The 24,104-nt window shown below is 56.5% G+C and carries 26 protein-coding genes; 10 read left to right on the top strand and 16 right to left on the bottom strand.

Annotated elements, in window-relative coordinates; translation table 11 throughout:
• The first annotated feature begins 51 nt into the window (after positions 1-51).
• Positions 52-339 (top strand): CDGSH iron-sulfur domain-containing protein, encoded by a 288-nt coding sequence (locus CLV83_RS07455; protein WP_132289640.1) that lies wholly within the window; start codon positions 52-54, stop codon positions 337-339.
• The gene (locus tag CLV83_RS07450) at positions 340-1,146 is read left to right on the top strand and encodes a TIGR01458 family HAD-type hydrolase (protein WP_132289637.1); all 807 of its coding nucleotides are present in this window, start codon (positions 340-342) and stop codon (positions 1,144-1,146) included.
• A gap of 18 nt (positions 1,147-1,164) precedes the next feature.
• Here CLV83_RS07450 and CLV83_RS07445 read toward each other — a convergent pair whose 3' ends face one another.
• Together CLV83_RS07445 and CLV83_RS07440 are read right to left on the bottom strand one after the other, a co-directional pair.
• Positions 1,165-1,353, bottom strand: a complete 189-nt coding sequence (locus CLV83_RS07445) for a YgaP family membrane protein (protein WP_132289634.1) — start codon at positions 1,351-1,353, stop codon at positions 1,165-1,167.
• Between the two features lie 70 nt (positions 1,354-1,423).
• On the bottom strand, positions 1,424-1,990 hold the full coding sequence (locus CLV83_RS07440) for a Crp/Fnr family transcriptional regulator (RefSeq protein WP_207894767.1): 567 nt from the start codon (positions 1,988-1,990) through the stop codon (positions 1,424-1,426).
• A gap of 430 nt (positions 1,991-2,420) precedes the next feature.
• Here CLV83_RS07440 and CLV83_RS07435 point away from each other — a divergent pair, with 430 nt between their 5' ends.
• The gene (locus CLV83_RS07435; RefSeq protein WP_132289627.1) at positions 2,421-2,621 is read left to right on the top strand and encodes a hypothetical protein; all 201 of its coding nucleotides are present in this window, start codon (positions 2,421-2,423) and stop codon (positions 2,619-2,621) included.
• Between the two features lie 433 nt (positions 2,622-3,054).
• Here CLV83_RS07435 and CLV83_RS07430 read toward each other — a convergent pair whose 3' ends face one another.
• The 8 genes from CLV83_RS07430 to CLV83_RS07395 all read right to left on the bottom strand — a co-directional run bounded on the left by CLV83_RS07430 (position 3,055) and on the right by CLV83_RS07395 (position 11,275).
• Positions 3,055-4,653 carry an isocitrate lyase gene (locus CLV83_RS07430; protein ID WP_132289624.1) on the bottom strand — a complete coding sequence of 533 codons (1,599 nt, stop codon included), beginning with the start codon at positions 4,651-4,653 and terminating at the stop codon, positions 3,055-3,057.
• Positions 4,654-5,183: 530 nt separating this feature from the next.
• Positions 5,184-6,353 (bottom strand): cupin domain-containing protein, encoded by a 1,170-nt coding sequence (locus CLV83_RS07425; protein ID WP_243642307.1) that lies wholly within the window; start codon positions 6,351-6,353, stop codon positions 5,184-5,186.
• Complete coding sequence (locus CLV83_RS07420; protein WP_132289621.1) at positions 6,350-6,601, bottom strand: hypothetical protein; 252 nt, start codon at positions 6,599-6,601, stop codon at positions 6,350-6,352. The genes CLV83_RS07425 and CLV83_RS07420 overlap by 4 nt, the downstream gene beginning before the upstream one ends.
• Positions 6,602-6,691: 90 nt before the next feature.
• Positions 6,692-7,420, bottom strand: coding sequence for an RNA methyltransferase (locus tag CLV83_RS07415; protein WP_132289618.1), 729 nt, complete (start codon positions 7,418-7,420; stop codon positions 6,692-6,694).
• 119 nt (positions 7,421-7,539) lie between these two features.
• Positions 7,540-8,904 (bottom strand): adenylosuccinate lyase, encoded by a 1,365-nt coding sequence (gene purB / locus CLV83_RS07410; RefSeq protein ID WP_132289615.1) that lies wholly within the window; start codon positions 8,902-8,904, stop codon positions 7,540-7,542.
• A 97-nt stretch (positions 8,905-9,001) separates the two neighbouring features.
• Entirely contained in the window at positions 9,002-9,694 is a 693-nt protein-coding gene (gene hflD / locus CLV83_RS07405; protein WP_132289612.1) for a high frequency lysogenization protein HflD, read from the bottom strand.
• On the bottom strand, positions 9,694-10,809 hold the full coding sequence (gene mnmA, locus CLV83_RS07400) for a tRNA 2-thiouridine(34) synthase MnmA (protein WP_132289609.1): 1,116 nt from the start codon (positions 10,807-10,809) through the stop codon (positions 9,694-9,696). Before mnmA ends, hflD begins: the two co-directional genes overlap by 1 nt.
• 19 nt (positions 10,810-10,828) lie before the next feature.
• Positions 10,829-11,275, bottom strand: a complete 447-nt coding sequence (locus CLV83_RS07395; RefSeq protein WP_132289606.1) for an NUDIX hydrolase — start codon at positions 11,273-11,275, stop codon at positions 10,829-10,831.
• 237 nt (positions 11,276-11,512) lie between these two features.
• Here CLV83_RS07395 and moaE point away from each other — a divergent pair, with 237 nt between their 5' ends.
• Positions 11,513-11,992 (top strand): molybdopterin synthase catalytic subunit MoaE, encoded by a 480-nt coding sequence (gene moaE / locus CLV83_RS07390; RefSeq protein WP_132289603.1) that lies wholly within the window; start codon positions 11,513-11,515, stop codon positions 11,990-11,992.
• On the opposite strand, the gene CLV83_RS07385 is transcribed toward moaE, so the two are convergent.
• A complete protein-coding gene (locus CLV83_RS07385) occupies positions 11,943-12,587 on the bottom strand; it encodes a pseudouridine synthase (protein WP_132289600.1) in 645 nt (214 codons plus the stop codon). The two genes, moaE and CLV83_RS07385, sit on opposite strands and share 50 nt — an antisense overlap.
• 263 nt (positions 12,588-12,850) lie before the next feature.
• The gene (locus tag CLV83_RS07380; RefSeq protein WP_104001504.1) at positions 12,851-13,057 is read right to left on the bottom strand and encodes a cold shock domain-containing protein; all 207 of its coding nucleotides are present in this window, start codon (positions 13,055-13,057) and stop codon (positions 12,851-12,853) included.
• Positions 13,058-13,330: 273 nt separating this feature from the next.
• Here CLV83_RS07380 and clpS point away from each other — a divergent pair, with 273 nt between their 5' ends.
• Positions 13,331-13,663: an ATP-dependent Clp protease adapter ClpS gene (gene clpS, locus CLV83_RS07375; RefSeq protein ID WP_243642340.1), complete on the top strand. Its 333-nt coding sequence runs from the start codon at positions 13,331-13,333 to the stop codon at positions 13,661-13,663.
• A 15-nt stretch (positions 13,664-13,678) separates the two neighbouring features.
• Entirely contained in the window at positions 13,679-15,937 is a 2,259-nt protein-coding gene (gene clpA / locus CLV83_RS07370; RefSeq protein ID WP_132289594.1) for an ATP-dependent Clp protease ATP-binding subunit ClpA, read from the top strand.
• A gap of 37 nt (positions 15,938-15,974) precedes the next feature.
• On the opposite strand, the gene infA is transcribed toward clpA, so the two are convergent.
• From infA to trxB, 4 genes are all read right to left on the bottom strand, one after another.
• Entirely contained in the window at positions 15,975-16,193 is a 219-nt protein-coding gene (gene infA / locus CLV83_RS07365) for a translation initiation factor IF-1 (RefSeq protein ID WP_007019821.1), read from the bottom strand.
• Between the two features lie 129 nt (positions 16,194-16,322).
• On the bottom strand, positions 16,323-17,030 hold the full coding sequence (locus tag CLV83_RS07360; RefSeq protein ID WP_132289591.1) for an arginyltransferase: 708 nt from the start codon (positions 17,028-17,030) through the stop codon (positions 16,323-16,325).
• The gene (aat, locus tag CLV83_RS07355; protein ID WP_132289588.1) at positions 17,023-17,739 is read right to left on the bottom strand and encodes a leucyl/phenylalanyl-tRNA--protein transferase; all 717 of its coding nucleotides are present in this window, start codon (positions 17,737-17,739) and stop codon (positions 17,023-17,025) included. The genes CLV83_RS07360 and aat overlap by 8 nt, the downstream gene beginning before the upstream one ends.
• A gap of 46 nt (positions 17,740-17,785) precedes the next feature.
• Positions 17,786-18,742, bottom strand: coding sequence for a thioredoxin-disulfide reductase (gene trxB, locus CLV83_RS07350; protein ID WP_132289585.1), 957 nt, complete (start codon positions 18,740-18,742; stop codon positions 17,786-17,788).
• A 212-nt stretch (positions 18,743-18,954) separates the two neighbouring features.
• On the opposite strand from trxB, the gene CLV83_RS07345 reads away from it, so the two are divergent.
• From CLV83_RS07345 to crcB, 4 genes are read left to right on the top strand one after another with little or no spacing between them, the layout of a single operon-like run.
• Entirely contained in the window at positions 18,955-21,693 is a 2,739-nt protein-coding gene (locus tag CLV83_RS07345; RefSeq protein WP_132289582.1) for a DNA translocase FtsK, read from the top strand.
• A gap of 4 nt (positions 21,694-21,697) precedes the next feature.
• Positions 21,698-22,330: an outer membrane lipoprotein periplasmic chaperone LolA gene (gene lolA / locus CLV83_RS07340; RefSeq protein ID WP_132289579.1), complete on the top strand. Its 633-nt coding sequence runs from the start codon at positions 21,698-21,700 to the stop codon at positions 22,328-22,330.
• Positions 22,330-23,691 (top strand): replication-associated recombination protein A, encoded by a 1,362-nt coding sequence (locus CLV83_RS07335; RefSeq protein WP_132289576.1) that lies wholly within the window; start codon positions 22,330-22,332, stop codon positions 23,689-23,691. The genes lolA and CLV83_RS07335 overlap by 1 nt, the downstream gene beginning before the upstream one ends.
• Positions 23,688-24,059: a fluoride efflux transporter CrcB gene (gene crcB / locus CLV83_RS07330; protein WP_132289573.1), complete on the top strand. Its 372-nt coding sequence runs from the start codon at positions 23,688-23,690 to the stop codon at positions 24,057-24,059. The genes CLV83_RS07335 and crcB overlap by 4 nt, the downstream gene beginning before the upstream one ends.
• Positions 24,060-24,104: the final 45 nt, after the last annotated feature.

Below are 24,104 nucleotides of genomic sequence, written 5' to 3'. Positions count from 1 at the left end.
ACCGACCTCCCGCCTTCGCCTAATTTTAGCGACAGGACGGGAGGGTAGGTAATGAGCCATTCACCAGTTCATCGGGCCGGCAGCACGCCGGTCACAGTCAAGTTAAAACAGGGCGAAGTTTACGCCTGGTGCGCCTGTGGACGTTCAGCCAATCAGCCTTTCTGCGACGGCAGTCATGTGGGTACAGGGTTGGATCCGCTGGTGTTCGAAGCGGAAAAGGACGATGAAGTCCAACTTTGCACCTGTAAATTCACCGCGACACCGCCGATCTGCGATGGCAGTCACTGTAATGAGAGCCACTGCAATGACAGCCACTGCGACGATGAGCAGGGCGGTTGAATGTCGCAGGATCCTCAACGCAGTGGCTCCATACGTGGCGTACTGCTGGATCTGGATGGCGTCCTGTACACGGGCGACAGTCTGATTGAGGGGGCTGTAGCCAGTATCGACTGGCTGCAAGCCCAGGGTCTGCCTTTTCGCTATATCACCAATACATCCACCCAAACCCGCGAGCAGCTGCAGTCTCGGTTGGAAAAACTCGGTTTGCCCGTGGATGTGTCGATTATCTTCAGCGCAGTGCAGGCAACAGAGGCCTGGTTGAACGATCAGGGTATAACCCGTGTCGCACCCCTGGTGAATAACTCTGTCGCTGAGAGGCTCTCTGAGGGCTTTCAGATCGACAGGGAGAGGCCTGAGGCTGTCATCATCGGCGATATTGGTGATGCCTGGGATTACGCATTGCTGCAGCAGGCCTTTGAGTGGCTTTTAGACGGCGCCAGGCTTGTAGCGATCCATCATAATCGCTACAGCCGCAGCGGTAATAAGTTGGTTCTGGATATTGGTGCCTTTGTCGTAGTCCTTGAATATGCAGCGCAGACCCAGGCGGTTGTCGTCGGCAAGCCCTCAGTGGCGTTTTTCCACGCGGCCTGTGACAGCCTGTCCCTGTCGCCGGAAGAGGTTGTAGTCGTCGGGGATGATATTGATGCGGATGTCGGTGGAGCTCAGGAGGCTGGTTGCATCGGTGTTCTGGTTGAAACCGGAAAGTACCGGGCTGAACTGGTTAAGCGCAGCGGCGTCCGGCCAGATTTTCAGATTGTTTCCATAGCGAAGCTGCCGGAGCTGCTTGCTGCCGCTCCGGCGGATTAATTCAGCGTCTTTAGGGTTTTAGTTGTTTTTCTTGGTGCAAATGCCGATGAGGCTGTAGAGCGGGCAGAAACTCACCAGGCCAGTAGCCAGCGGAATCACGCCTATCCATGCCCATACAGGGAGTGCGCCGGTAGCTGCCGCCGCGATCAGTGCAACACCGACCAGAATTCGCAGTACACGATCTATACCACCTACGTTAGCTTTCATCTTGATACTCCTTTTTCTAAATTAGCTAACTTAATTGTAGATCGCTTGCCGATGCCGCTCAGTGACTAAATCACATAGCTGCCAACTCCTTTAGGGCACCCGGTGCGGTTACTTCTATACTGCCGCGCCCGAGTTTGACCCAGTCGTGCCGCTCGAACTCTTTCAGTGTGCGGCTGATTACCTCGCGGGCGGTGCCGAGTTCATTGGCCAGCTGCTGGTGTGTTAAGCGGATGATTGCGGTATCTGTCTTGATCAGTCGTGCTGCGAGCCGACAATCAAGCCTGCCGAAAGAGATCGCATCAATTAGCATCAGCAGTTCGGTTAACCGGCGCCCGTATCCCTCGAAGACAAAATTACGCAGCGCCTTGCTGTCGTCGAGGGCTTGCTCAAAAGCTTGCGCGGGAATCACCACAGCGCGCACTTCTGTTTCGGTAAATGCTTCCGCCTGGTAGGGGCTGTTGCCGAGCAGACAGGCCGTGGTGAGGATGCAGGATTGGCCGGATTCGACGCGATAAAGCACGATTTCGCGACCGGACTCGGACAGCTTTTGTACCCTTACGGAGCCTTCCAGTACCAACAGAAACTGATGACAGGAGTCACCGCTGTGAAAAACCGGCTGATTGCCGGGCAGGGTCATCTCCCGGGCTTGTTCGCACGCGGAGTGCCAGCCGGGGGAATCTATACCTTGTAGTGCGGGGAAAAGCTCAAGCCAGCTATACATCGTAGGTTGCTCATATATGTTTTCACTGAGTCTATCGGTAACAGATGTGGCCGGGTAGTTCTGACGCCTGATGAGGGAGTCGAGCCTGTACAAATCTTAACTCGGAGGTGGTGGCGCATGAGCTCGGTTTTCGTGCGTTAAGTTTTCAACGGGAGGCTGGCGCCGGTTGCTAGGTGCTGCTTTAACCGTCAAAAAAGGCGCTGGGGTCAAAATCTCGGTGGCTACCCTTAATTGCAGTGAAAATATGCAACATATAGCACTTTCTCTTTTGATTTTTCCGGGGATCGTGTTTTATTCTAGCCACCAACACTTCCGCCAAGGACAGTCGAACGCAAGGAGATGCGCGATGGCCGGTAAAGAACTTGAGTCAAACACGAGAGCTTCCGCTTTCGGTTCTAAATTTTCATCGGGGCTCACCAAGCGTGAATACATAGCAACTCAGGCGCTGAGCAGTTTCATCAAAACTGATGGGCACGGTGACAGCGACGCCGCTGCAGAAAAAGCGGTGGAGTATGCGGATGCGCTGCTACGCAAGCTAAGTAAGTGAACCCGATCACGCCGCTTTCTTAAAACCGCCTCAGGGCGGTTTTTTCGCTTTTGGGGCTGGTTGATTTTTGCTCTCAACAAAGCCGGTTACCCTTGGTTTAGAAAGCCTTATGCGGATCCTGGATCGTCGTAAAAGGTGGGCTGTCATATCAGGGCCTGCGATAGCCAGCGCAAAGTAAAGTTTGGGGCAGGGTGCTGGTTCGAGTCACTAATTAGAAAAGTGGAAGGGTGAACCGAATGCCTCACTCGTAATGAGGTGCTTAACAGTTCAGTAATGAGGTGCTTAACAGTTCAGTAATGAGGTGCTTAACAGTTCAGTAATGAGGTGGATAACGAAAAAACCCGTCGGCGTCTCACTGGGGAGAAAGACGCACAACGGGCACACGAGAGAGTGTTAAGTTTTAGCGATCTGATTCTTTTGAAAAATCAGACTATCAACCGAACTGGTTCATGGTGTTGTCTTTACCTGAAGCCTTCAGGGCGGCGTCGCCGGAGAAGTATTCCTTGTGATCGTCACCCATATCGGAGCCGGCCATGTTCTGGTGCTTGACGCAGGCGATGCTCTGGCGGATCTCCTTGCGCTGTACGTTGGCTACGTAGCCCAGCATGCCGGCTTCACCGAAGTACTCTTTCGCCAGGTTGTCGGTAGACAGGGCGGCGGTGTGGTAAGTTGGCAGCGTGATCAGGTGGTGGAAGATGCCGGCTTCGCGGGACGCATCGCGCTGGAAGGTACGGATCTTCTCATCAGCAGTGGCCGCCAGTTCGGTATCGTCGTATTCAACGCTCATCAGGTTGGCGCGGTCGTAAGCAGAGACGTCCTGACCCGCTTCGACCATGGCATCGAATACCTGCTGGCGGAAGTTCAGCGTCCAGTTGAAGGACGGGCTGTTGTTGTAAACCAGCTTGGCATTCGGGATCACTTCACGGATGCGGTTTACCATGCCACCGATCTGGCCAACGTGCGGCTTCTCGGTTTCAATCCAGAGCAGGTCGGCGCCGTTCTGCAGAGAGGTGATGCAGTCCAGTACGCAGCGGTCTTCACCTGAGCCTTTTTTGAACTGGAACAGGCCGGATGCGAGGCGCTTCGGACGCAGCAGCTTACCGTTGGCCTTAACAACCACATCACCGTTGGCGATGTCGTCGGCGCTTTCCACGTAATCACCGTCGAGGAAGGCGTTGTACTGGTCGCCCAGGTCGCCCGGCTCGTTGGTTACGGCGATCTGCTTCGTCAGGCCTGCACCCAGGGAGTCGGTACGGGCAACGATAACACCGTCGTCTACACCCAGCTCAAGGAAGGCGTAGCGAACCGCGCGGATCTTGGCGAGGAAGTCAGCGTGGGGAACGGTAACCTTACCGTCCTGGTGACCGCACTGCTTCTCGTCGGATACCTGGTTTTCGATCTGGATAGCGCAGGCGCCGGCTTCGATCATCTTCTTGGCGAGCAGGTAGGTTGCTTCTTCGTTACCGAAACCGGCGTCGATGTCTGCAATGATCGGCACAACATGGGTCTGGAAGTTGTCGATCTTGGCCTGTACTTCTGCTTCTGCGGCGGCGTCGCCAGCTTCGCGAGCGGCGTCCAGGGCGCGGAACAGGCCGCCCATTTCGCGGGCGTCAGCCTGGCGCAGGAAGGTGTAAAGCTCTTCGATCAGCGCCGGTACAGAGGTTTTCTCGTGCATGGACTGGTCAGGCAGCGGACCGAATTCAGAGCGCAGTGCGGCGATCATCCAGCCGGACAGGTAGAGGTAGCTCTTCTTGGTGGTGCCGAAATGCTTCTTGATGGAGATCAGCTTCTGCTGACCGATAAAGCCGTGCCAGCAGCCCAGAGACTGAGTGTACTGAGAGGAGTCTGCGTCGTATTCAGCCATATCCTGGCGCATGATTTTGGCGGTGTAGCGCGCAATATCCAGACCTGTTTTAAAACGGTTCTGCACCTTCATGCGGGCCGCAAATTCCGGGTTGATACCTTCCCAGGGGGCGCCGTTTACTGCTTTCAGGCTGGCTACTGCGTCAATTGCTTTTTTGTAATCTGACATGACTTTTCCTCGACAGTTTTTCCTGTTGTTTGGAGCAAGTATTTGGAGCAAAAAATCTTTGGTTATCGACTGCGCTCTGTTGGGGTGGCGCGTTGTCATGGCCCGAATAATGTGACCTTGGAGAAGGGGTGTCAAAGCGCTTTTGTGCACAGCAGCAAAGTGTGTACAAGGACTACAAGCGGATTAAAAAGGCAGGTGTAGTAATACTACCCGGATGAAATTCTGCTGCAGCGCAAAATGCCCAGTTTTAACAGGGGTTTGGGGCTCTATTTCTTTGGTAGTAAATACTTTGGTCGGGGCTAAAAAATCGGCCATTTACATAAACTAAAAAGAATAAGCGCAATGTTTTAAATTCATTTAAAGTCTAAAAAAATCTGACTACAAAATTTGTAGTCGCTTGCTTTTTTGTCGTTGTTTTGAGGCGGGCTTTGACGAAAGTCGAAGATGAGAAGGTGGGTTGGCTGGATGAATATGACAAGGATTGGTCGATATAACCGGCCGAATAGATGCCGGCCGGTTATATGCAGGGGTTATTCTTCGCTCAGATAGAGGCTGCCGGTCTGAATCAGGGTGCAGAGCAGGCTGGACTGAGTATTGGTGATCTCATCAGCATTCAATGCCAGGCTGCGTTGATCGCCGCAAAGCTGTTCAGCCAGAGCGAGGGTGTCGCCGTCAACGGGATAGCTGTTGCCCTCGGCAAAGAGTCTGCCGCTGGTTGAGTTGTCTGTGTTACGGACAAAAGCGAATCGTGCACCCTCGTTCCGACGCAGCAGGTAACCCTCCTCAAGGCATTCGGCAAGCTCGGCTGGGCTGAGTGTTTCGCCCTCTTCTTTAAGCTCCGGGTACTTGGGATCGGTCATATACTCGCCGAACCAGCGGCTTAGTTGCTCCCGGTCCTGAAGATAGTTGTGCAGCGTCTCGGCCACGCGGTCCAGCGCTGCCGGTGTGATCTCTCCGGGGTTGGCCTGGAGCGCTAGGTCCTTGTCGCTGTAGCGGATCTCGCGGCCCAGTTGCTCACCGATAAAGTCGCTGAAGCTGCGCAGAATTTCATTGTGGGCAGGGGCGCGGAAGCCGATGGAGTAAGTCATGCAGCCGTCGCCCAGGGCGTAGCCGTTATGTGCCACCTGGGGCGGCAGGTAAAGCATATCCCCGGGCTGCAGATCGAAAGTCTCTTCAGCGACCCATTCGGGCAGGATCATGACCGGGGCATCTTCACGGCGTGGCGAGGTTTCATCGCAGATCGCACCGATCTCCCAGCGTCGCACACCCTCGGCCTGGAGCAAAAATACGTCGTAGTTGTCGTAATGGGGGCCCACGCCTCCCTGATCGGCGGCATAGCTGATCATCAGGTCGTCGACACGCCAGTTGGGGATAAAGCTGAAGCGCTGCATCAGGTCGGCGGCTTCGGGTGACCAGTGGTCCACGGCCTGTACCAGTAGAGTCCAGTGGCTTTCCGGCAGGTTCGCGAAGCGCTCCTCAGGGAAGGGACCATGCTCCAGTGACCAGCTGTCCTGTTCGGCATTGAACTGCACCAGTCGGGATTCCACTTCCTCTTCGCAGGCAAGGCCGGCCAGTTCGTCGGCGCTGACCGGTGGTACAAAATCGGCAATCGCCTGGCGGATTAGCAGCGGCTTTTTCTGCCAGTATTCGGCAAGAAACTGTTCGGCGGAGAGTTCGCCGAGGGGATATTGGTCGATCACTTGCTGAGAAGCTCCTGAAGTTCGTTTGCGGCCAGTTCCAGCTCTTCCATTACTTTGCGTGTATCCCGGGCGGATAGGGCTGCAGTTTTGTTATTACCAACCTTGCGCAGGCAGCTGCTGATTTGGTCGGCGCAGCGCTGTATGCCGGTCAGGTTGTACTGAAACTGTTCCATGCTCCCGGCGGTGTCTGCCAGTGCCTTGTGCAGTTCGTCGGCCTGGCGCACCAGTTGATGAAGGCTTTGGCTCATAGGGCTCTCCCATCGCTTAGGCTGGGTAATTGGTTTTACCCGTTAGCGTTTAACTTTAGCAGCCGGAAAGAGCCGTTGTAGCGTTGTAGATCAGTCTTTGCTGAGCCGTTCTGCGGTTTCTTCCACCGAATTTAGAATACCGCGCAGCATTCCCAGTTCGGTTTTCTCCGGCCGGGAACGGTTGAAATAGCGGCGCAGTTTGTCCATCACCCGGCCTTCATGCTGGGGAATGATGAAGTTTGTGAGCCGAAGTACGCGCTCCAGGTGCTCATAAAACAGGACCATCTCCTGCTGCCGTGGGTAGGGTGCCGGCTCGGAAGCCTTGTTTTGGCCCTGCCTCTCCGCGCGACGCAGCTCATAGCAAACGAGCTGAATGGCCTGGGAAACGTTTAGCACCGGATACTCTTCGTTGGCATCGATGTAGAGGTGGCGATTGCACAGCAGCATCTCGGCGTTGTTCAGCCCCATGGTTTCGCGGCCGAACAGGATCGCGATCTGTCCGTCGCTGGACTCTTCAATGACCTGGCCGGCAGCGCTTTCGAGATCCATTAGAGGTAGATCATAGCTGCGTTCGCGGGCGCTGGTGCCGATTACCAGCTGGCAGTCTGCGATCGCCTCTTCAACGCTGTCGACGACAACCGCGCTGTCGAGCAGGTCCTTGGCGCCGGCGGCGCGGGATTCCGCCTCCGCATCAGGGAACAGGCGCGGTTTGACCAGGTAGAGCTGACTCAGGCCCATGTTTTTCAGGGCTCGGGCGGCTGCTCCGATATTGCCGGGGTGGAAGGTTTCAACCAGTACGATTCGGATATTGCTCAGCATAATGGTGGATCTGTCGAAGTTGTTTTTAGCCCTGTCGGGTCTTTGGATGTCGGCTTCGTAGCCCTGAACGTAAAAGAGCCGGCTATCGGGCCGGCTCTTTTGCTTGGCAGCAGCAGGGATCAGATGCGACGCGCCTGAGCCTCTGCGTTACCGATGTAGCTCCCCGGGGTCATTGCCTTCAGCGCCGCTTTCGGCTCGGCCGGGATATCCAGCTTGTCGATGAACTCCATCAGCACATCTTTGGTCATCGCTTTACCGCGGGTCAGCTCTTTCAGCTTCTCGTACGGTGCTTCGATGCCGTAGCGGCGCATTACGGTCTGGATCGGCTCGGCCAGCACTTCCCAGGCGTTATCCAGGTCGGCGTTGAGGCGGTCGGCGTTCATTTCCAGCTTGCTGATCCCTTTCAGGCTCGCCTGGTAGGCGATCAGGCTGTAGCCGAAACCAACACCCATGTTACGCAGAACGGTGGAGTCGGTCAGGTCGCGCTGCCAGCGGGAGATCGGCAGCTTGGTCGCCAGGTGCTGCATCATGGCGTTAGCCAGACCCAGGTTGCCTTCGGAGTTTTCGAAGTCGATCGGGTTGACCTTGTGCGGCATGGTGGAGGAGCCGACTTCGCCAGCGATGGTGCGCTGCTTGAAGTAGCCCATGGAGATGTAACCCCAGACGTCACGGTCAAAGTCGATCAGGATGGTGTTGAAACGGCAGACACAATCAAACAGCTCGGCGATGTAATCGTGCGGCTCGATCTGAGTGGTGTACGGGTTCCAGTCCAGACCCAGAGACTGGATGAACGCCTGGGCGTTAGCTTCCCAGTCAACTTCCGGATAGGCAGACAGGTGAGCGTTGTAGTTACCAACCGCACCGTTGATCTTGCCCAGGAACTCGATCTGATCGAGCTGTTTGAGCTGGCGCTGCAGGCGGTAGGCCACGTTGGCCATCTCTTTACCCAGGGTAGACGGAGAAGCGGTCTGGCCGTGGGTGCGTGACAGCATCGGTTGGTCAGCGTGTTTGCGGCCCAGCTCGGCAATCTCTTCAGCGACTTTCTGCATCGACTGTTTCATCACCGCGACGCCGTTTTTCAGCATCAGTGCGTGAGACAGGTTGTTGATGTCTTCAGAGGTGCAGGCGAAATGAACGAACTCGCTGATCGCGAGCAGTTCGTCGTTCTCTGCGATCTCCTGCTTGATGAAGTACTCCACCGCTTTCACGTCGTGATTGGTGGTGCGCTCGATCTCTTTGATGCGCTCGGCATCTTCGATTCCGAAATCGCTGACGATGCTGTTCAGGCGAGCGTTGGCGTTTTCACTCAGGGCCGGGACTTCGGTGATCTGAGGGTGTGCGGCAAGCTGCTGGAGCCAGCGGATTTCGACTTCGACGCGAAAACGGATCAGGCCGTATTCACTGAAAACGTTGCGCAGGTCGGCAGTTTTGCTGCCGTAACGTCCATCGACCGGGGAAACAGCGGTGAGGGCAGAAAGCTCCATGTCGAACAGTCTCACTAATTTGGCGGTTGAGTAGAAAAGGGCGCACATTATAGCGGATTTGCGCCCCAAAGGTTAGGTCGGATCTTGGACCGGCGGTTCAGTGGCCGCCGGTGTGGAATTTCTGCAGCGATGCGCGCACCCGTGAGCGGAAAAAGAACAGGTGCCAGCGCTTGCCGCCCACCTGGCGCCAGAGAATCACGGCGCGGATTCCTGCGAGCAATAAGGCGCGGATGCGGGCGGCGTTTTCGCTGTTCTGCAGATGGCGGGGGTCGCCACCCACCTGAACGCGGATGGTAAAGGTGCTGATGGTGTCCTGGTAGAGCGCGGCGATACCGGCGATCACATTGGAATGGGTGTAGATCGACGGATCAAAGGCGCTGTCTGCAGCGGTGCCGTCGTCTGACGGCTGGTCGTCGAAATAGTGCGCTTTCTGCTCCAGCTGATCGAGGCGCTTGCCGATCTCCTCGAGCATATCGGGGCGGGCTGCCAGTTTGCGCTCCAGCTGAATCAGTGTCAGTGCATACTTCATCACGTCCGGGTTGATCCCGCCCGCACGTTTGTCGACCAGCTCCTGCATCTGCTTCAGGCCCAGTCCCAGATTGAAGGGAACATCATGGGGGCCGCCGTACACATCTTCGGTCAGCTTCGGGTCGGAGACAAACAGGCTGGCGATGGAGGTCTCAAAACTGTTTTGCGCGATCATGCCGCGTCGTGCGATCTGTTCCACCAGGCTGGCCGCCTGAAACAGACCGGCAAGCGCAATCGCCTGTTCGTCGTGTTCGCGTGCCATCAGGCGCTCTCCTCGGAAACGATGCGGGATGTGGTTTCGATAACGCCGCCACCGAGGCAGAGGTCGTCCAGGTAAAAAACCACGGACTGACCCGGTGTCACAGCGCGCTGCGGCTCGTCAAATTCAACCCGGTAGCCATTTTTATCGCGATGAATGACGCAGTCCTGATCGGGCTGACGGTAGCGCACTTTGGCCTTGCAGCGTAGCGGCGTTTTAGGTGCTTCACCGTTGATCCAGAAAATATCAGCGCTGGTGAGCCAGTCTGAAAACAGCAGCGGGTGGTTAGTCCCCTGAACCGCGATCAGTACGTTGCGGTTCAGGTCTTTGCCGGCGACAAACCAGGGCTCTTCCGGGTAGTCGTGAAGGCCGCCGATGCCTAGGCCCTGACGTTGACCGATGGTGTAGTACATCAGACCCTGGTGGTCGCCAATCACATCGCCATCCGGTGTTTCGATCTTGCCTGGCTGGGCCGGCAGGTACTGCTTGAGGAAGTCGCTGAAGCGGCGCTCGCCGATAAAGCAGATGCCGGTGCTGTCTTTCTTATTGTGCGTAACCAGGCCGTGTTCTTCAGCCAGGGCGCGCACCGCCGGTTTTTCCAGTTCGCCAACAGGGAATAGCGTCAAGGCCAGTTCGGCTTCACCTACCTGGTGCAGGAAGTAACTCTGATCCTTGTTGGCATCGAGTCCCTTGAGCAGAACCGCGTGACCGTCACGATCACCGCGACGTACGTAGTGCCCGGTGGCGATCAGATCGGCGCCAAGCATCTGTGCGTATTCGAGGAATGCTTTGAACTTGATCTCCCGGTTGCAAAGGATATCCGGGTTCGGCGTGCGACCGGCCTTGTACTCCTCCAGGAAGTGCTCAAATACGTTGTCCCAGTACTCGGCGGCGAAGTTGGCCGTGTGCAGAGTGATACCGAGTTTGTCGCAGACGGATTGCGCATCGGCGAGGTCGTCCTTGGCAGTGCAGTATTCGGTGCCGTCATCCTCATCCCAGTTTTTCATGAACAGGCCTTCGACCTGATAGCCCTGCTGCATCAACAGCAGTGCGGAGACGGATGAATCGACGCCGCCGGACATGCCGACGATCACTTTGGTGGCGCTGGGTTCGCTCATGGATTGGATGTCTTTTCTCTCAAGGTTCGTGGATCAGCGAAAGCGGATAACGGGTTCCCGCAAGATAGTCGTCGATGCATTCAAGCACCAGTTTGCTGCGCAGCATGGCGCTGCGTGCGGCGATCTCGTCGCGGGTAAGCCAAAGCGCACGCTGTATGCCGCTGTCGAGCTCCAGCTCCGGATCATGGGACAGGGCATTGGCGATAAAGCAGGCGCGATGGTAGGTCACACCGTTGGATGGCGCCTTGTAAACATAGAGACCAAGAAAATGGCTCGGTTCAACCTGCCAGCCGGTTTCCTCCAACGTCTCTCGTCGCGCGGCGTCGATGAAGGATTCGTTCTCCTCCAGATGTCCGGCAGGCTGGTTGATTACCAGCTCACCCTCGGCGGAAAGTTCTTCGACAAGGAGGAAGCGACCTTCGCGTTCGGTAATGGTGGCAACGGTGGCGTGTGGGGTCCAGCGCATGATCAAGTAGGTGCTTTTGGCTCGGAACGACTGTTTGGCGCAGCAAAATTATCGGCTAAGAGTCGCGCGAAAGTTTTCGAATGCGCCGCTTTCGGCAGATAATACCAGCAAAGCAGGCCACGAATAAGTCGATAGCCGCCAGTGCAGAGAGGAAAACGATTCAGTGGCACGGTTTCGGTCGGTCAGTTGGGTTTTCGTTATGTTCGAGGATCGCAAGAGAGAAAGCGGGAGAAGTAAGTGCAGTTAAACGATATAGGGGTACAGCAGGCGGATTTCGATCTCTCTGCCTTCAACCAGATGTTGCGCCAGGGTGTCACCGAGTATGGAGCTGTAGTGACTTTTTCCGGCCTGGTGCGTGATTTCGCTGATGGCTCGCTGCAGGCGCTGGAGCTTGAACACTACCCGGGTATGACCGAGCGCAGCCTCCAACGGATCGTTGAGCAGGCACGTGAGCGCTGGTCGCTGGGCAATATTGTTGTACGACATCGTGTCGGGCGCATGGAGCCCGGCGATGAGATCGTGTTTGTCGGTGTGACCAGCGCGCATCGCCGTGAAGCGTTCGAAGCGGCTCAGTTTCTGATGGACTACCTGAAGCGCGATGCGCCGTTCTGGAAAAAAGAGATTGCCGGTGGCAAAGGGCACTGGGTCGACCAGAAAGAAACTGACCTCAGGGCTGCCGACGCCTGGGGCTCTGAGAACGACCGTTCCGGGAGTTAGTGTTTCTGGGGCCCGGCTTGCGGGCCCGGCTGGTTTTCGCAGTGCTGACCGGCAGGTGGATTTCATCCTGTCGGTACTGGCCGGGTAGAAGGCCATTCAGTGTCCAGCTGCCGATGGCATAGCGGATCAGTCTCAGGGTTGGAAAGCCAACGGCTGCGGTCATGCGACGTACCTGTCGGTTTCTGCCTTCGCGTATCTTTAACTCCAGCCAGGACGTTGGTTGGTTGGCGCGCTGGCGGATCGGAGGCTGGCGCTCCCACACAACTGGGTCGTTCAGTCGTTCTGCTTTGGCCGGTTTGGTTGGACCATCCTTCAGTTCAACGCCGCGGCGTAGCTGCTGCAGCGCTTCATCCGAAATAATTCCATCCACCTGTACCCAGTAGGTTTTTTCAAGCTTAAATTTCGGATCCGCAATCCGACTTTGCAGTGCGCCATCCGCGGTCAAAATCATCAAGCCCTCGGAGTCATAATCCAGACGACCGGCGGCGTAGCAGTTCTTCTCCGTGATGAAATCGGCCAGGGTGGCACGGCCTTCAGCGTCGGTGAACTGGCTAAGCACCTGAAAAGGTTTATTGAATAACAGAATCTGTGACATGGCCCCGGTCTGGTTTCTGAGTCGAATGGAGGAGGGCGCATTCTAAAGCGGAGCGACGGATGGTCAAAGCCGCCCGGCGCTTTATAACGAAGGAGATCTGCGCGGCGGGCTGCTTGTCAGGGCGTGCACAGGCAGCGGAGTGGCGTCAATTGGCTCGGATCATGAGAATGTAAGAGCCCCTGAGATGGCGACGTAGGCGATCCCGAGCCTGCTCGATACTTTAAAACAAAACTCCGTGTAACAGTGCGGAGTCTTGTTCTGGTTCAGTCCAGCGTGCGGATGTTGACTGCGTGGATGCCTTTGGGGCCATCCTTGGTATCAAACTGAACCGTCTGCCCTGCCTTCAGGCTTTTATAGCCTTCAGCCAGGATCGCAGAAAAGTGGGCAAACAGTTCCTCTTCGTAAGCTTCGGAGAGGATAAAGCCATAACCTTTGGCATTGTTAAACCACTTCACTTTCCCTGTTTGCATAATCTACTCCCGTTGATTTCGCTCTACTTAAGCCCCATCCATGTAAAACAATGGACAGTACTCTTTGCGAACCCCTACGTCCTGCGCGGCGTAGAAGGTACTCCTTTACATCATTGCAGGGACTGCAGATACTGGAGAAACACTCCTGCATTTCGCGGCAGTATAACATCTGGTCAGTGCGACACTAGACCCAATGTTCAGGAAATAGATCTACCTACATAAGGTTAAAGAAATCAGTTGCTTATGTCGTTTTATAGGAACAGTATCAAGGGGATGGCGGAGGACTCCGATGGCGAGCATTATGACGGTCACGGCGGCTCGATCGCCACGGAAAAGGCCAAGCCGGAACTGAAAAAACCACCGATGTACCGCGTGGTGTTGATGAACGATGACTACACCCCCATGGATTTTGTGGTTGAAGTTCTGATGATTTTTTTCAATATGAATCAGGAAAAGGCGACACAGGTAATGTTGTCGGTCCATACTCAAGGGAAGGGGGTGTGTGGCGTTTTTACCAAGGATGTTGCTGAAACCAAAGCGGCTCAGGTGAATCAATATTCACGTGAGAACAAGCATCCGCTGCTTTGTGAAGTAGAGTCGGTCTGACAGGAGGCTGCAGCCATGTTGAATCGCGAGCTTGAAGAAACCCTCAGTGCGGCATTTAAATCCGCCAGGGACAAGCATCATGAATTTATGACAGTCGAACATCTGTTGCTCGCGCTGCTGGATAACCGCCAGGCGGCGGAAGTTCTGCTCGCCTGCGGCGCGGACTTCGAAAGACTGCGTCAGCAGTTGTCCGTATTCATTGATGAGACCACTCCACTGTTACCCCAGAATGTGCCCAACCTGGAAACCCAGCCAACACTGGGCTTTCAGCGTGTACTTCAGCGGGCGGTCTTCCATGTCCAGTCTTCCGGCAAATCGGAGGTCAGTGGCGCTAACGTGCTGGTCGCTATCTACAGCGAGCAGGAGAGCCACGCGGCCTACGTGCTGCAGCAGCAGGGCATAGAACGGATCGACGTGGTTAACTTTATCTCCCACGGCATCTCCAAGGTCGGTGAGCAGGAGAGTCAGGAAAACGACTCGGTTACCGAAAGTGAAGAGGGTGCTGAAGCTGGTAAAAGTCAGCTCAGTCAGTTTGCCGTGAACCTTAACCAGCAGGCGGCTCTTGGGCTGATCGACCCGCTGGTGGGGCGCGACTCCGAAGTGGAGCGTGTGGTGCAGATTCTTTCCCGTCGTCGCAAGAACAACCCGCTGCTGGTGGGTGAGGCAGGCGTCGGTAAAACCGCTATCGCGGAAGGTCTGGCCAAGCTGATTATCGAGGACAAGGTTCCCGAGATCATCTCTAAAAGCGTGGTCTACTCCCTGGATCTCGGTGCGTTGCTGGCGGGTACCAAGTACCGCGGTGACTTTGAAAAACGCCTAAAAGGCCTGCTGGCCGAGATCAAGAAGCAGCCGCACGCCATTCTGTTTATCGATGAGATCCACACCATTATTGGTGCCGGCGCCGCCTCCGGTGGTTCCATGGATGCGTCCAACCTGCTCAAGCCGTTGCTTAGCTCTGGTGAAATCCGTTGCATAGGTTCAACGACCTTCCAGGAGTTCCGTGGCATCTTCGAGAAGGATCGTGCTCTGGCACGGCGTTTCCAGAAGGTCGATGTGCTTGAGCCGAGCGTACAGGATACCTACCAGATTCTGCGCGGTCTCAAGTCCCGCTTCGAGGAGCACCACGAGCTTGAGTACACCGATGAAGCGCTGCAGGCTGCTGCCGAGCTGGCTGATCGTTACATTAACGACAAACACATGCCGGACAAGGCGATTGATGTGATCGACGAAGCGGGCGCCTATCAGCGTCTGTTGCCGGAAGACAAGCGTAAGAGCGTTGTCGATGTGGCCGAAGTCGAAACCGTTGTCGCCAAGATTGCGCGGATTCCGCCGAAGAGTGTCACTGTCTCGGACAAAGAGCAGCTTGCCAAGCTGGAGCCGAACCTCAAGATGGTGGTTCTGGGTCAGGACGAGGCGATCGGTACGCTTTCTGCGGCGATCAAACTGTCCCGTGCAGGCCTTAAGGCACCCAATAAGCCAGTGGGTTCGTTCCTGTTTGCAGGTCCGACCGGTGTTGGTAAGACCGAGGTGACTTCTCAGCTGGCGCGTGTCCTGGGTATCGAGCTGGTTCGGTTCGATATGTCCGAGTACATGGAGCGGCATACCGTATCCCGTCTGATCGGTGCGCCTCCGGGCTACGTCGGTTTCGATCAGGGTGGTTTGCTGACCGAAGCGATCACCAAGTCGCCGCACTGTGTGTTGCTGCTTGATGAGATCGAGAAGGCGCACCCGGAAGTCTTTAACCTGCTGCTGCAGGTAATGGACAACGGCACGCTGACCGACAACAACGGTCGCAAGGCGGACTTCCGCAACGTTATTCTGGTGATGACTACCAACGCCGGAGCCGAGCAGATGAGCCGGCCCTCCATTGGTTTCACGCACCAGGATCACAGCACCGACGGAATGGAAGCGATCAAGCGTCTGTTCACGCCGGAGTTCCGCAACCGCCTGGATTCCATTATCCAGTTCAAGCCGCTCAGCACCGATATCGTCAAGGGTGTTGTCGACAAGTTCCTCACCGAGCTGCAGGCGCAGCTGGATGAGAAGCGTGTTGTGTTGAATGTGGACGAGGATGCCCGCGCCTGGCTTGCCGAGCATGGCTACGATGAGCAGATGGGGGCTCGCCCGATGCAACGCCTGATACAGGAGAAAATCAAGAAGCCGCTGGCTGAGATGATTCTGTTCGGGGATCTGGCCGATGGTGGCGGTGAAGTAGATATCCGCGTCGGCGATAGTGGGGAGATTGAGCTTGAGGTGGCCGCGGTGGCAGCGTAGAGGCGCTGCTCACCGTTTCGTTTATTGCGCTCGTGAATTAACGGGCGCGGTAAACGATGCGGCCTTTGCTCAGATCGTAAGGAGTCAGTTCAACTTTTACCTTGTCACCCGTAAGAATACGGATGTAGTTCTTACGCATCTTGCCTGAAATGTGGGCAGTAACCACATGACCGTTCTCCAGCTCAACACGGAACATTGTGTTGGGCAGAGTGTCGATCACGGTGCCTTCCATTTCAATTGAGTCTTCTTTGGCCATTCAATCGGTACCTCTGGGCTGTTTTTTGTACCCGGCTGGATACGCGCCGGTCGGAAAGCGCATTATTTTGCCTGAATCCCTCTGTTATATCAAAGAGATTTGCAGTTTTAGCCTGCCTTAAGAGGTCGTTTAGAGACGGATCCACTGGTCCGCGACCAGCATATCCAGAGGTTTGTAGGCGGTCTTGTAGCTCATTTTCCGGCAATCCCTGACCCAATAGCCCAGGTAGAGGTAATCGAGGCCCGCGTTTTTGGCGGCCTCAATCTGCCAAAGTATGCCGTAAGTGCCGAGGCTGCGACGTTCTTCGTCAGGGTCGAAGAAGGTGTAGAGCGCAGAAAGTCCCTGTTCCAGTTCGTCGGTCACGGCGATAGCCACCAAGTGATCATCCGGATCGCGGAATTCATAGAAACTGCTGGGCTGGTCTCCCTCGACAAGAAAACTCATGAATTGGCTGGGGGAGGGGGGGAACATGTCGCCATCGGCATGGCGCTCGGTAATGTAGCGATCGTAAAGCCGGTAATATTCGATGGTGAGTTGGGGCGCGACGGACACCACTTTCAGGTCTGCATTGCGCCGCCAGATGCGGCGTTGAGTTTTCGTAGGGCTGAATTTACGCACCGGAATGCGCACCGAGACGCAGGCGTTACAGTTGTCGCAGTGAGGACGATAGATATGTGAGCCGCTGCGGCGAAATCCCAGGTCGCTGAGTTCGCTGTAAAGCGGGCCATTTACCTCGGCCTGCGGGTCTACAAAAAGAGTTTTTGCCTTGCGCCCCGGCAGATAGCTGCAATCGTGCGGTGGTGTTGCGTAGAAGCGCAAAGTTTGCAGGTCACTCATGTTCGCCGCCTTTATTCTGATAGATCTGGGTGGCGTTCCACTCATGCGGAGTTCCGGGCTCAAGTAGCTTGTTGAGCAGAAGGATGAACTCTTCGCGTGGAATCTCCCGGGCTCCTAGACTGGCAAGGTGGTCGTTGTAAACCTGGCAGTCAATCAAATCATAGCCCCAGTTTTTAAGATGTTCGACCAGATGGGCAAAACCGATCTTGGAAGCATCCGTACGCCGGCTGAACATTGACTCGCCAAAGAAAATCTTTCCCATCGCAAGGCCATATAGACCGCCAACCAGCTCCTCGCTTTCCCAAACCTCGACGGAGTGGGCAATACCCATGCGATGCAGGCTGATATAGGCGTTCTTTATGTCCCGGCCGATCCAGGTGTCTTCGGAATATTGGCGTGGCGCCGCGCAGGCGTCTATGACCTGGGCAAAGGAATGGTCGAATGTGACCTTGAATTCGCCGCGACGGATTTTTTTTCGCAGGCTGCGGGAGATGTGGATCTCTTCCGGGAACAATACGCAGCGTGGATTAGGGCTCCACCAGAGAATCGGTTCGTCGGCGTTGTACCAGGGGAAAATGCCGTTTCGGTAGGCATTGAGAATTCGATGAGGGGAGAGGTCGCCGCCGGCGGCCAGGAGTCCGTTGGGGGACTCCAGTGCCTGATCGACCGGCGGAAACTCATGGCGCGTCGGGTGAAGCCAGGGGATCATCGATGCGCCTCTCCTGTTTACTGCTCAGGTATTACTGATGAGGTATTTATTTGCTGAGAGCATCCAGGTAACGCTCTGCGTCCAGTGCTGCCATGCAGCCGAAACCAGCGGAGGTAACCGCCTGACGGTAGATATGGTCACACACATCGCCGGCGGCGAAGACGCCTTCGACGTTGGTCTGGGTGGCGTTGCCTTCCAGGCCGGAACGGATTTTCAGGTAGCCGTTGTTCATCTCCAGCTGACCTTCAAACAGCTCGGTGTTCGGGCGGTGGCCGATGGCGACGAAAACGCCCTGCAGATCCAGATCCTGAGTCGCGCCATCTTCGGTGCTCTTGATCCGCATACCGGTTACACCGGTATCGTCGCCGAGCACTTCTTCCAGCTGATGGTTCCAGATAATGTTGATGTTGCCGTTTTCGGCGCGATCAAACAGTTGATCCTGAAGAATCTTTTCGCTGCGCAGGCTGTCACGACGGTGCACCAGTGTCACTTCTGCGGCGATGTTGGAGAGGTAAAGCGCTTCTTCAACGGCGGTGTTGCCGCCACCGATGACAGCCACTTTCTGGCCGCGGTAGAAGAAACCGTCGCAGGTTGCACAGGCGCTGACGCCTTTGCCCTTGAACGCTTCTTCGGAATCCAGTCCCAGGTACTGGGCAGAGGCGCCTGTGGAGATGATCAGGGCATCGCAGGTGTACTCGCCCATGTCGCCTTTCAAGCGGAAGGGGCGGTTCTGCAGGTCGGTTTCATTGATGTGGTCAAAGATCACTTCGGTGTTGAAACGTTCGGCATGCGCCTGCATGCGCTGCATCAGCTCGGGGCCCTGAACGCCTTCGGCGTCGCCCGGCCAGTTGTCCACTTCGGTAGTGGTTGTGAGCTGGCCGCCAGCCTGCATACCGGTGATGACCACAGGATTGAGGTTGGCTCGGGCTGCGTATACGGCTGCGGTGTATCCTGCCGGACCGGAACCGAGGATGATCAGGCGGTGGTGTTGGACTTCGCTCATGGTCTTGGGAGATCCCGTTTATAAAGAGTGAATGTAGTGATCGTAGATTTGGGGGCGCCGCGCAACAAAAACAAGACGCTCGAATGGCGGGGAATTTACCGCTCCAGGACAATATTGTCCATTTAAGGTCACAGGCCTAAGGCTCGGCGTCGACCTCCTAAGTATGGTATTTTTCACCCTTTACTGCAGGGTAACGCGTTAAGGATAAAAGCTTGAACGAAAAGCGTATCAATAGTTCTACAGCACTTGGATTGCAGCTGGCCCGGGTCGCCAAGGAGGCAGGGTTGGTGCTGCTGATCGGCTTAAACATTTTTCTGCTGTTGGCGATACTGAGTTACGACCCCAAGGACCCGGGTTGGTCACATATGGGCTACCAGGGTACTGCCTCTAATCTGACCGGGGTGACTGGTGCCTGGATCGCCGATGTGGCCGTGTCACTGCTGGGTGTGGGTGCCTATCTTCTGCCGTTCATGTTTATCTGGCCGGCTGTGCGCTTCCTGCGTCAGCGGCGCGCCGGATTGCTCGATGCGATTCCGTTCATCATGCTGCGTCTTAGTGGCGCAATTTTACTGATGATCGGTTTATCGGCGCTGGCATCGATGCATCTTTCTAATGGCAGTCTCAATTATCCCTTCACTGCGGGTGGCCTGATCGGTCAGGCCCTGTCTGATCTCTCCGTAGCCTGGCTAAGTATTGTAGGTAGCTCGGTGGTGCATTGGACCCTGCTGCTTTTCGGTCTCACGCTTTACGCCGAGGTATCCTGGAAAACGGCGCTGGAAAGCTGTGGTGGCGCGATGCTCCGCGGCTGGGAGTTTATTATCGAGAGGCTGAGTCGGCGCAAAACAGAGTCTTTCGATGAGGTTGCAGAAGAGGGGGAGGGAGATGAGCCGCTCTTCAAGAAGTCCTACTCTCACAGTGAGCGTCCCCAAAGTGTGCGCCCCCAAGAGCAGCAGCGTCCTGCGGTTCAGCCTAGTCGCGCAGACGCCCGCGCCGAGGCAACGATCCGGCAGCGCACCCAGCCTCTTGCCGGTGAACAGCCGGTCCACAGGGAGCGTGTTGAACCTTCCTTCTCATTGGAGGGACTCAGCGCGCGCGATAGTCAGGCTGATGAGGTCGTAACCGATGTGCCGGGCGCTCGAAAAGCGGCTGAAATAGAGGAACCCGATGTGCCTCAGGCCGCCGAAGCAGCTGCGCCAAGACCAGTGGTCCAGCCAGAACCCGCACCTGAGACTAAACCGGCAGAGCCCCTCAGCGAGCCGCAGCCCCAACCTGAAAGTGCAGAGGAGATGCCGCCCTGGGAAGCACCTGCGCAGCCAAGTCCGGCAGCGGACCAGCAGGCCGGAGCCAGCCGCAAGGGCGTTAAAATCGTACCGCTGTCAGAATCGCATAAGCCACTGGTCGATGACGAGCCTCCGGGGAATCAGCCCTCCGGTACCACCAGCCGCAAGGCTCCGCCGGTACTCCCATCGCTGGATCTGCTTGATCCGCCAGAGCTGCAGAGCGATCACGGTTATACCGAGGAGGAGCTCGAAGACTTCTCGCGCCTGCTGGAGGCCAAGCTGAAAGATTTCGGTGTGGTTGCCGAAGTTGTAGAGGTAAATCCGGGCCCTGTGATTACCCGTTTCGAGATTCAACCCGCGCCGGGTGTTAAAGCCAGCAAGATCTCCAACCTGGCACGTGATCTGGCGCGTTCCATGGCGGTGGCCGCCGTGCGAGTGGTCGAGGTTATTCCGGGTAAGTCCGTTATCGGTATTGAGATTCCCAACTCAACCCGCCAGACCGTTCGCCTGAGCGAAGTACTTAACGCTAAGCCCTATCTGGAAGCCAGCTCTCGCCTGACGCTGGCGCTGGGTAACGATATTGCCGGCAATCCGGTGGTGGCTAACCTGGCGAAGATGCCGCACTTGCTCGTGGCCGGTACCACCGGTTCCGGTAAGTCAGTTGGCGTTAATGCGATGTTGCTTAGTCTGCTGTTCAAGGCCACACCGGATGAGGTGCGGCTGATGCTGGTGGACCCGAAGATGTTGGAACTGTCGATCTACGATGGCATTCCGCATCTGCTGACGCCGGTTATCACCGACATGAAAGAGGCGGCCGGCGGTCTGCGTTGGTGTGTGGCCGAAATGGAACGTCGTTACCGTCTGATGGCGAAGATGGGAGTGCGCAACATCGCCGGTTTCAACGAGAAATTGGCCAAGGCGCAGGAACGCGGTGAGCCGTTGCGTGATCCGCTTTGGAATCCGCAGGAGCAGGGGCTGGACCCCTCTGAACCTGCGCCTTTCCTGGAAACCCTGCCCTACATCGTTGTTGTGGTCGACGAGTTTGCCGACATGATGATGATGGTCGGCAAGAAGGTGGAAGAGCTGATCGCCCGTATCGCCCAGAAGGCGAGGGCGGCCGGTATTCACCTGATCCTGGCGACCCAGCGTCCGTCAGTGGATGTTATTACCGGCCTGATCAAGGCGAACGTGCCGACCCGTATCGCGTTCCAGGTGTCGTCCAAGATCGATTCGCGCACCATTCTCGATCAGTCCGGCGCGGAAAACCTGCTGGGTTACGGTGACATGCTCTACCTGCCGGCCGGCACCAGTCTGCCTAACCGCGTGCATGGCGCCTTTGTCAGCGATGATGAGGTGCACCGCACGGTTGAAGCCTGGAAGGCGATGGGTGAGCCGGTCTATATCGATGAAATTCTCAGCGAGCCCGGCGGTGACGGCGCGGGTGGCAGTGGTAATCTGTTTGATGATGAGGCAGACCCTCTGTATGACGAAGCCGTGGCCTTTGTGACCGAAACGCGCAAGGCCTCGATCTCATCGGTTCAGCGTAAGCTGAAGATCGGCTATAACCGCGCTGCACGAATGATTGAATCCATGGAAGCCGCCGGTGTCATTTCAGAAGCGGGTTCCAACGGCCAGCGCGAAGTGCTGGCGCCGCCTCCACCGAGAGATTAAAGCTATGCCTACCTATCTCAAGGGCGCGATGATCAGCGCTCTGTTCAGTATCAGTACCGCACTGCATGCCAGCGCAGTGGATCGACTCAGCGATCTTTTGACCCGCCACGATGGTATCCAGGCGGATTTTGAGCAATATACGGTCTCCGAAGAGGGGGCTCGCCAGGAACACTCCAGCGGTGAGTTTGTACTCGAACGCCCCGCACGCTTTGACTGGCACACTGAATTGCCCTACGAGCAGCGTATCGTCAGCGATGGTGAATATATCTGGATCTATGATCCGGATCTTGAGCAGGTGACACGTAAGTCCGCCGACAACCAGGTGGGCAGTGCCCCGGCAATGATTCTCAGCGGTAATATCGAAGCGCTTGAAGAGCAGTTCGATGTTCGTCAGCTCGACGAAACGCCAGAGCGTGAAGTGTTCGAGCTGATTCCCCAGGAGGCGGAAAGCGGTTTCGTTCGGATCCGGCTGTTGTTTACCGGTGAGCTGCTTACAGAGCTGCTGCTGGAAGATTCATTGGGTCAGCGCACGTCGATCATGCTGGGCGATATCAAGGTCGATCCGACCGTGGATGATTCGCGTTTCAACTTTGTTCCTCCCGATGGGGTGGACGTTATTCTCGATCCGGGGGTCTGATGCAGGATCTGTTCGCGGATCAGTCCGGCGGCTATGAGCCGCTGGCGGCAAGGATGCGTCCCCGTACGTTGGATGAATATATCGGTCAGGAGCACCTGTTTGGGCGCAGCAAACCGCTGCGCCAGGCCCTGGAGCAGGGTTCGGTGCACTCCATGGTGCTCTGGGGCCCGCCTGGCGTTGGCAAAACCACCCTGGCGAAACTGATTGCCAACCTGGTGGATGCCCACTTCGTCACCATTTCAGCGGTGCTGTCCGGTGTGAAAGATATTCGCCAGGCGGTGGATCAGGCGAGCCAGGTGAAGATGCAGAGTGGCCGTAAGACCATCCTCTTCGTTGATGAGGTGCACCGCTTCAACAAGTCGCAGCAGGATGCGTTTCTGCCCTACGTGGAGGACGGCACGGTTATCTTTGTGGGCGCCACCACCGAGAACCCGTCGTTTGAGCTGAACAACGCACTGCTATCCCGGGCGCGGGTCTATCTGCTGCGTTCGCTGGAAACGCCGGCCCTGCGCCAGATTATTGAAACCGCGCTGCAGGATTCCGAGCGTGGCCTGGGACGGCGCAACCTGGTGTTCGGCGAAGGGGTAATCGATCGGTTGGCGGAAGCGGCTGACGGCGACGCACGCCGGGCGCTGAACCTGCTGGAGATCGCTGCCGATCTGGCCCGCGCCGAAGGGGCGAGCGAGACCGTTGATGCTGAGATACTTAAAGAGGTACTGCAGGCTGGCGGGCGTCGTTACGATAAGGGCGGTGATCTGTTTTACGATCAGATCTCTGCGTTTCACAAGTCGGTACGGGGTTCATCGCCGGACGGTGCGCTTTACTGGTACTGCCGTATGCTTGATGGCGGTTGTGATCCGCTTTATGTAGCTCGGCGGCTGGTGGCTATCGCCTCCGAGGATATTGGCAACGCGGATCCCCGCGCCATGCAGGTGGCGCTTTCCGCCTGGGATGCGTTTGAGCGGGTCGGCCCCTCCGAGGGCGAACGCGCTATCGCACAGGCTGCTGTGTATTGTGCACTGGCACCTAAGAGTAATGCCGTATACAAGGCGTTTGCCCAGGCCATGGCCGATGTACGCTCAGACCCGAGCTATGCGGTGCCCGAGCATCTGCGTAATGCGCCTACCTCGCTGATGAAGGATATGGGCTACGGCGCCGAGTACCGCTATGCCCACGATGAACCGGATGCCTACGCGGCCGGTGAGAAATACCTGCCGGAAGAGATTGCCGAACGTAGCTACTACCAGCCGGAAAATCGCGGCCTGGAGATCAAACTGGGCGAGAAGATGGAGCGTCTGCGTGCCTGGGATGCGCAGAGTCCGAAACAGCGCTATTCGGGGCAGAAAGGGAACGGCCGATGATTCACTGGATACTGATCGCCGTTGGCGGTGCGCTGGGAGCTCTGGGACGCTACTGGGTCAGTGGTGTATTGAACAACGCCGAGCACCGGCTGCCGTTTGGCACCCTGACGGTCAACGTGCTCGGTTCCTTCCTGATGGGCGTCTGTTTTGTCCTGATCCTTGAAAAGGTGAAACTGTCGCCGGAGATGCGGCCGCTGCTGATGACCGGCTTTATGGGTGCGTTTACCACCTTTTCCACCTTCTCGCTGGAGACGGTGGCGATGATTCAGGAGGGGCATATAATGTCTGCCTTGATTTATATATCATTGAGCCTCATTTTATGCCTGGTGGCGCTTTATGCCGGGCTGTCGCTGACCCGGATGATCTAACCGGGTGGTGGATACCTTCATTACTGATGTCGAACATTAAGGTAC

It is taken from the genome of Marinobacterium mangrovicola, assembly GCF_004339595.1.
GTDB lineage: Bacteria > Pseudomonadota > Gammaproteobacteria > Pseudomonadales > Balneatricaceae > Marinobacterium_D > Marinobacterium_D mangrovicola.
Note: the sequence above shows the minus strand (reverse complement) of the source record. Positions and strands in the feature narration are given on the sequence as shown.

Coding starts and splice junctions, on each gene's coding strand:
- CLV83_RS07455 (WP_132289640.1), top strand. CDS start 52: ATGAGCCATTCACCAGTTCATCGGGCCGGCAGCACGCCGGTCACAGTC.
- CLV83_RS07450 (WP_132289637.1), top strand. CDS start 340: ATGTCGCAGGATCCTCAACGCAGTGGCTCCATACGTGGCGTACTGCTG.
- CLV83_RS07445 (WP_132289634.1), bottom strand. CDS start 1,353: ATGAAAGCTAACGTAGGTGGTATAGATCGTGTACTGCGAATTCTGGTC.
- CLV83_RS07440 (WP_207894767.1), bottom strand. CDS start 1,990: ATGACCCTGCCCGGCAATCAGCCGGTTTTTCACAGCGGTGACTCCTGT.
- CLV83_RS07435 (WP_132289627.1), top strand. CDS start 2,421: ATGGCCGGTAAAGAACTTGAGTCAAACACGAGAGCTTCCGCTTTCGGT.
- CLV83_RS07430 (WP_132289624.1), bottom strand. CDS start 4,653: ATGTCAGATTACAAAAAAGCAATTGACGCAGTAGCCAGCCTGAAAGCA.
- CLV83_RS07420 (WP_132289621.1), bottom strand. CDS start 6,601: ATGAGCCAAAGCCTTCATCAACTGGTGCGCCAGGCCGACGAACTGCAC.
- CLV83_RS07415 (WP_132289618.1), bottom strand. CDS start 7,420: ATGCTGAGCAATATCCGAATCGTACTGGTTGAAACCTTCCACCCCGGC.
- purB (WP_132289615.1), bottom strand. CDS start 8,904: ATGGAGCTTTCTGCCCTCACCGCTGTTTCCCCGGTCGATGGACGTTAC.
- hflD (WP_132289612.1), bottom strand. CDS start 9,694: ATGGCACGCGAACACGACGAACAGGCGATTGCGCTTGCCGGTCTGTTT.
- mnmA (WP_132289609.1), bottom strand. CDS start 10,809: ATGAGCGAACCCAGCGCCACCAAAGTGATCGTCGGCATGTCCGGCGGC.
- CLV83_RS07395 (WP_132289606.1), bottom strand. CDS start 11,275: ATGCGCTGGACCCCACACGCCACCGTTGCCACCATTACCGAACGCGAA.
- CLV83_RS07385 (WP_132289600.1), bottom strand. CDS start 12,587: ATGTCACAGATTCTGTTATTCAATAAACCTTTTCAGGTGCTTAGCCAG.
- CLV83_RS07380 (WP_104001504.1), bottom strand. CDS start 13,057: ATGCAAACAGGGAAAGTGAAGTGGTTTAACAATGCCAAAGGTTATGGC.
- clpS (WP_243642340.1), top strand. CDS start 13,331: ATGGCGGAGGACTCCGATGGCGAGCATTATGACGGTCACGGCGGCTCG.
- clpA (WP_132289594.1), top strand. CDS start 13,679: ATGTTGAATCGCGAGCTTGAAGAAACCCTCAGTGCGGCATTTAAATCC.
- infA (WP_007019821.1), bottom strand. CDS start 16,193: ATGGCCAAAGAAGACTCAATTGAAATGGAAGGCACCGTGATCGACACT.
- CLV83_RS07360 (WP_132289591.1), bottom strand. CDS start 17,030: ATGAGTGACCTGCAAACTTTGCGCTTCTACGCAACACCACCGCACGAT.
- aat (WP_132289588.1), bottom strand. CDS start 17,739: ATGATCCCCTGGCTTCACCCGACGCGCCATGAGTTTCCGCCGGTCGAT.
- trxB (WP_132289585.1), bottom strand. CDS start 18,742: ATGAGCGAAGTCCAACACCACCGCCTGATCATCCTCGGTTCCGGTCCG.
- lolA (WP_132289579.1), top strand. CDS start 21,698: ATGCCTACCTATCTCAAGGGCGCGATGATCAGCGCTCTGTTCAGTATC.
- CLV83_RS07335 (WP_132289576.1), top strand. CDS start 22,330: ATGCAGGATCTGTTCGCGGATCAGTCCGGCGGCTATGAGCCGCTGGCG.
- crcB (WP_132289573.1), top strand. CDS start 23,688: ATGATTCACTGGATACTGATCGCCGTTGGCGGTGCGCTGGGAGCTCTG.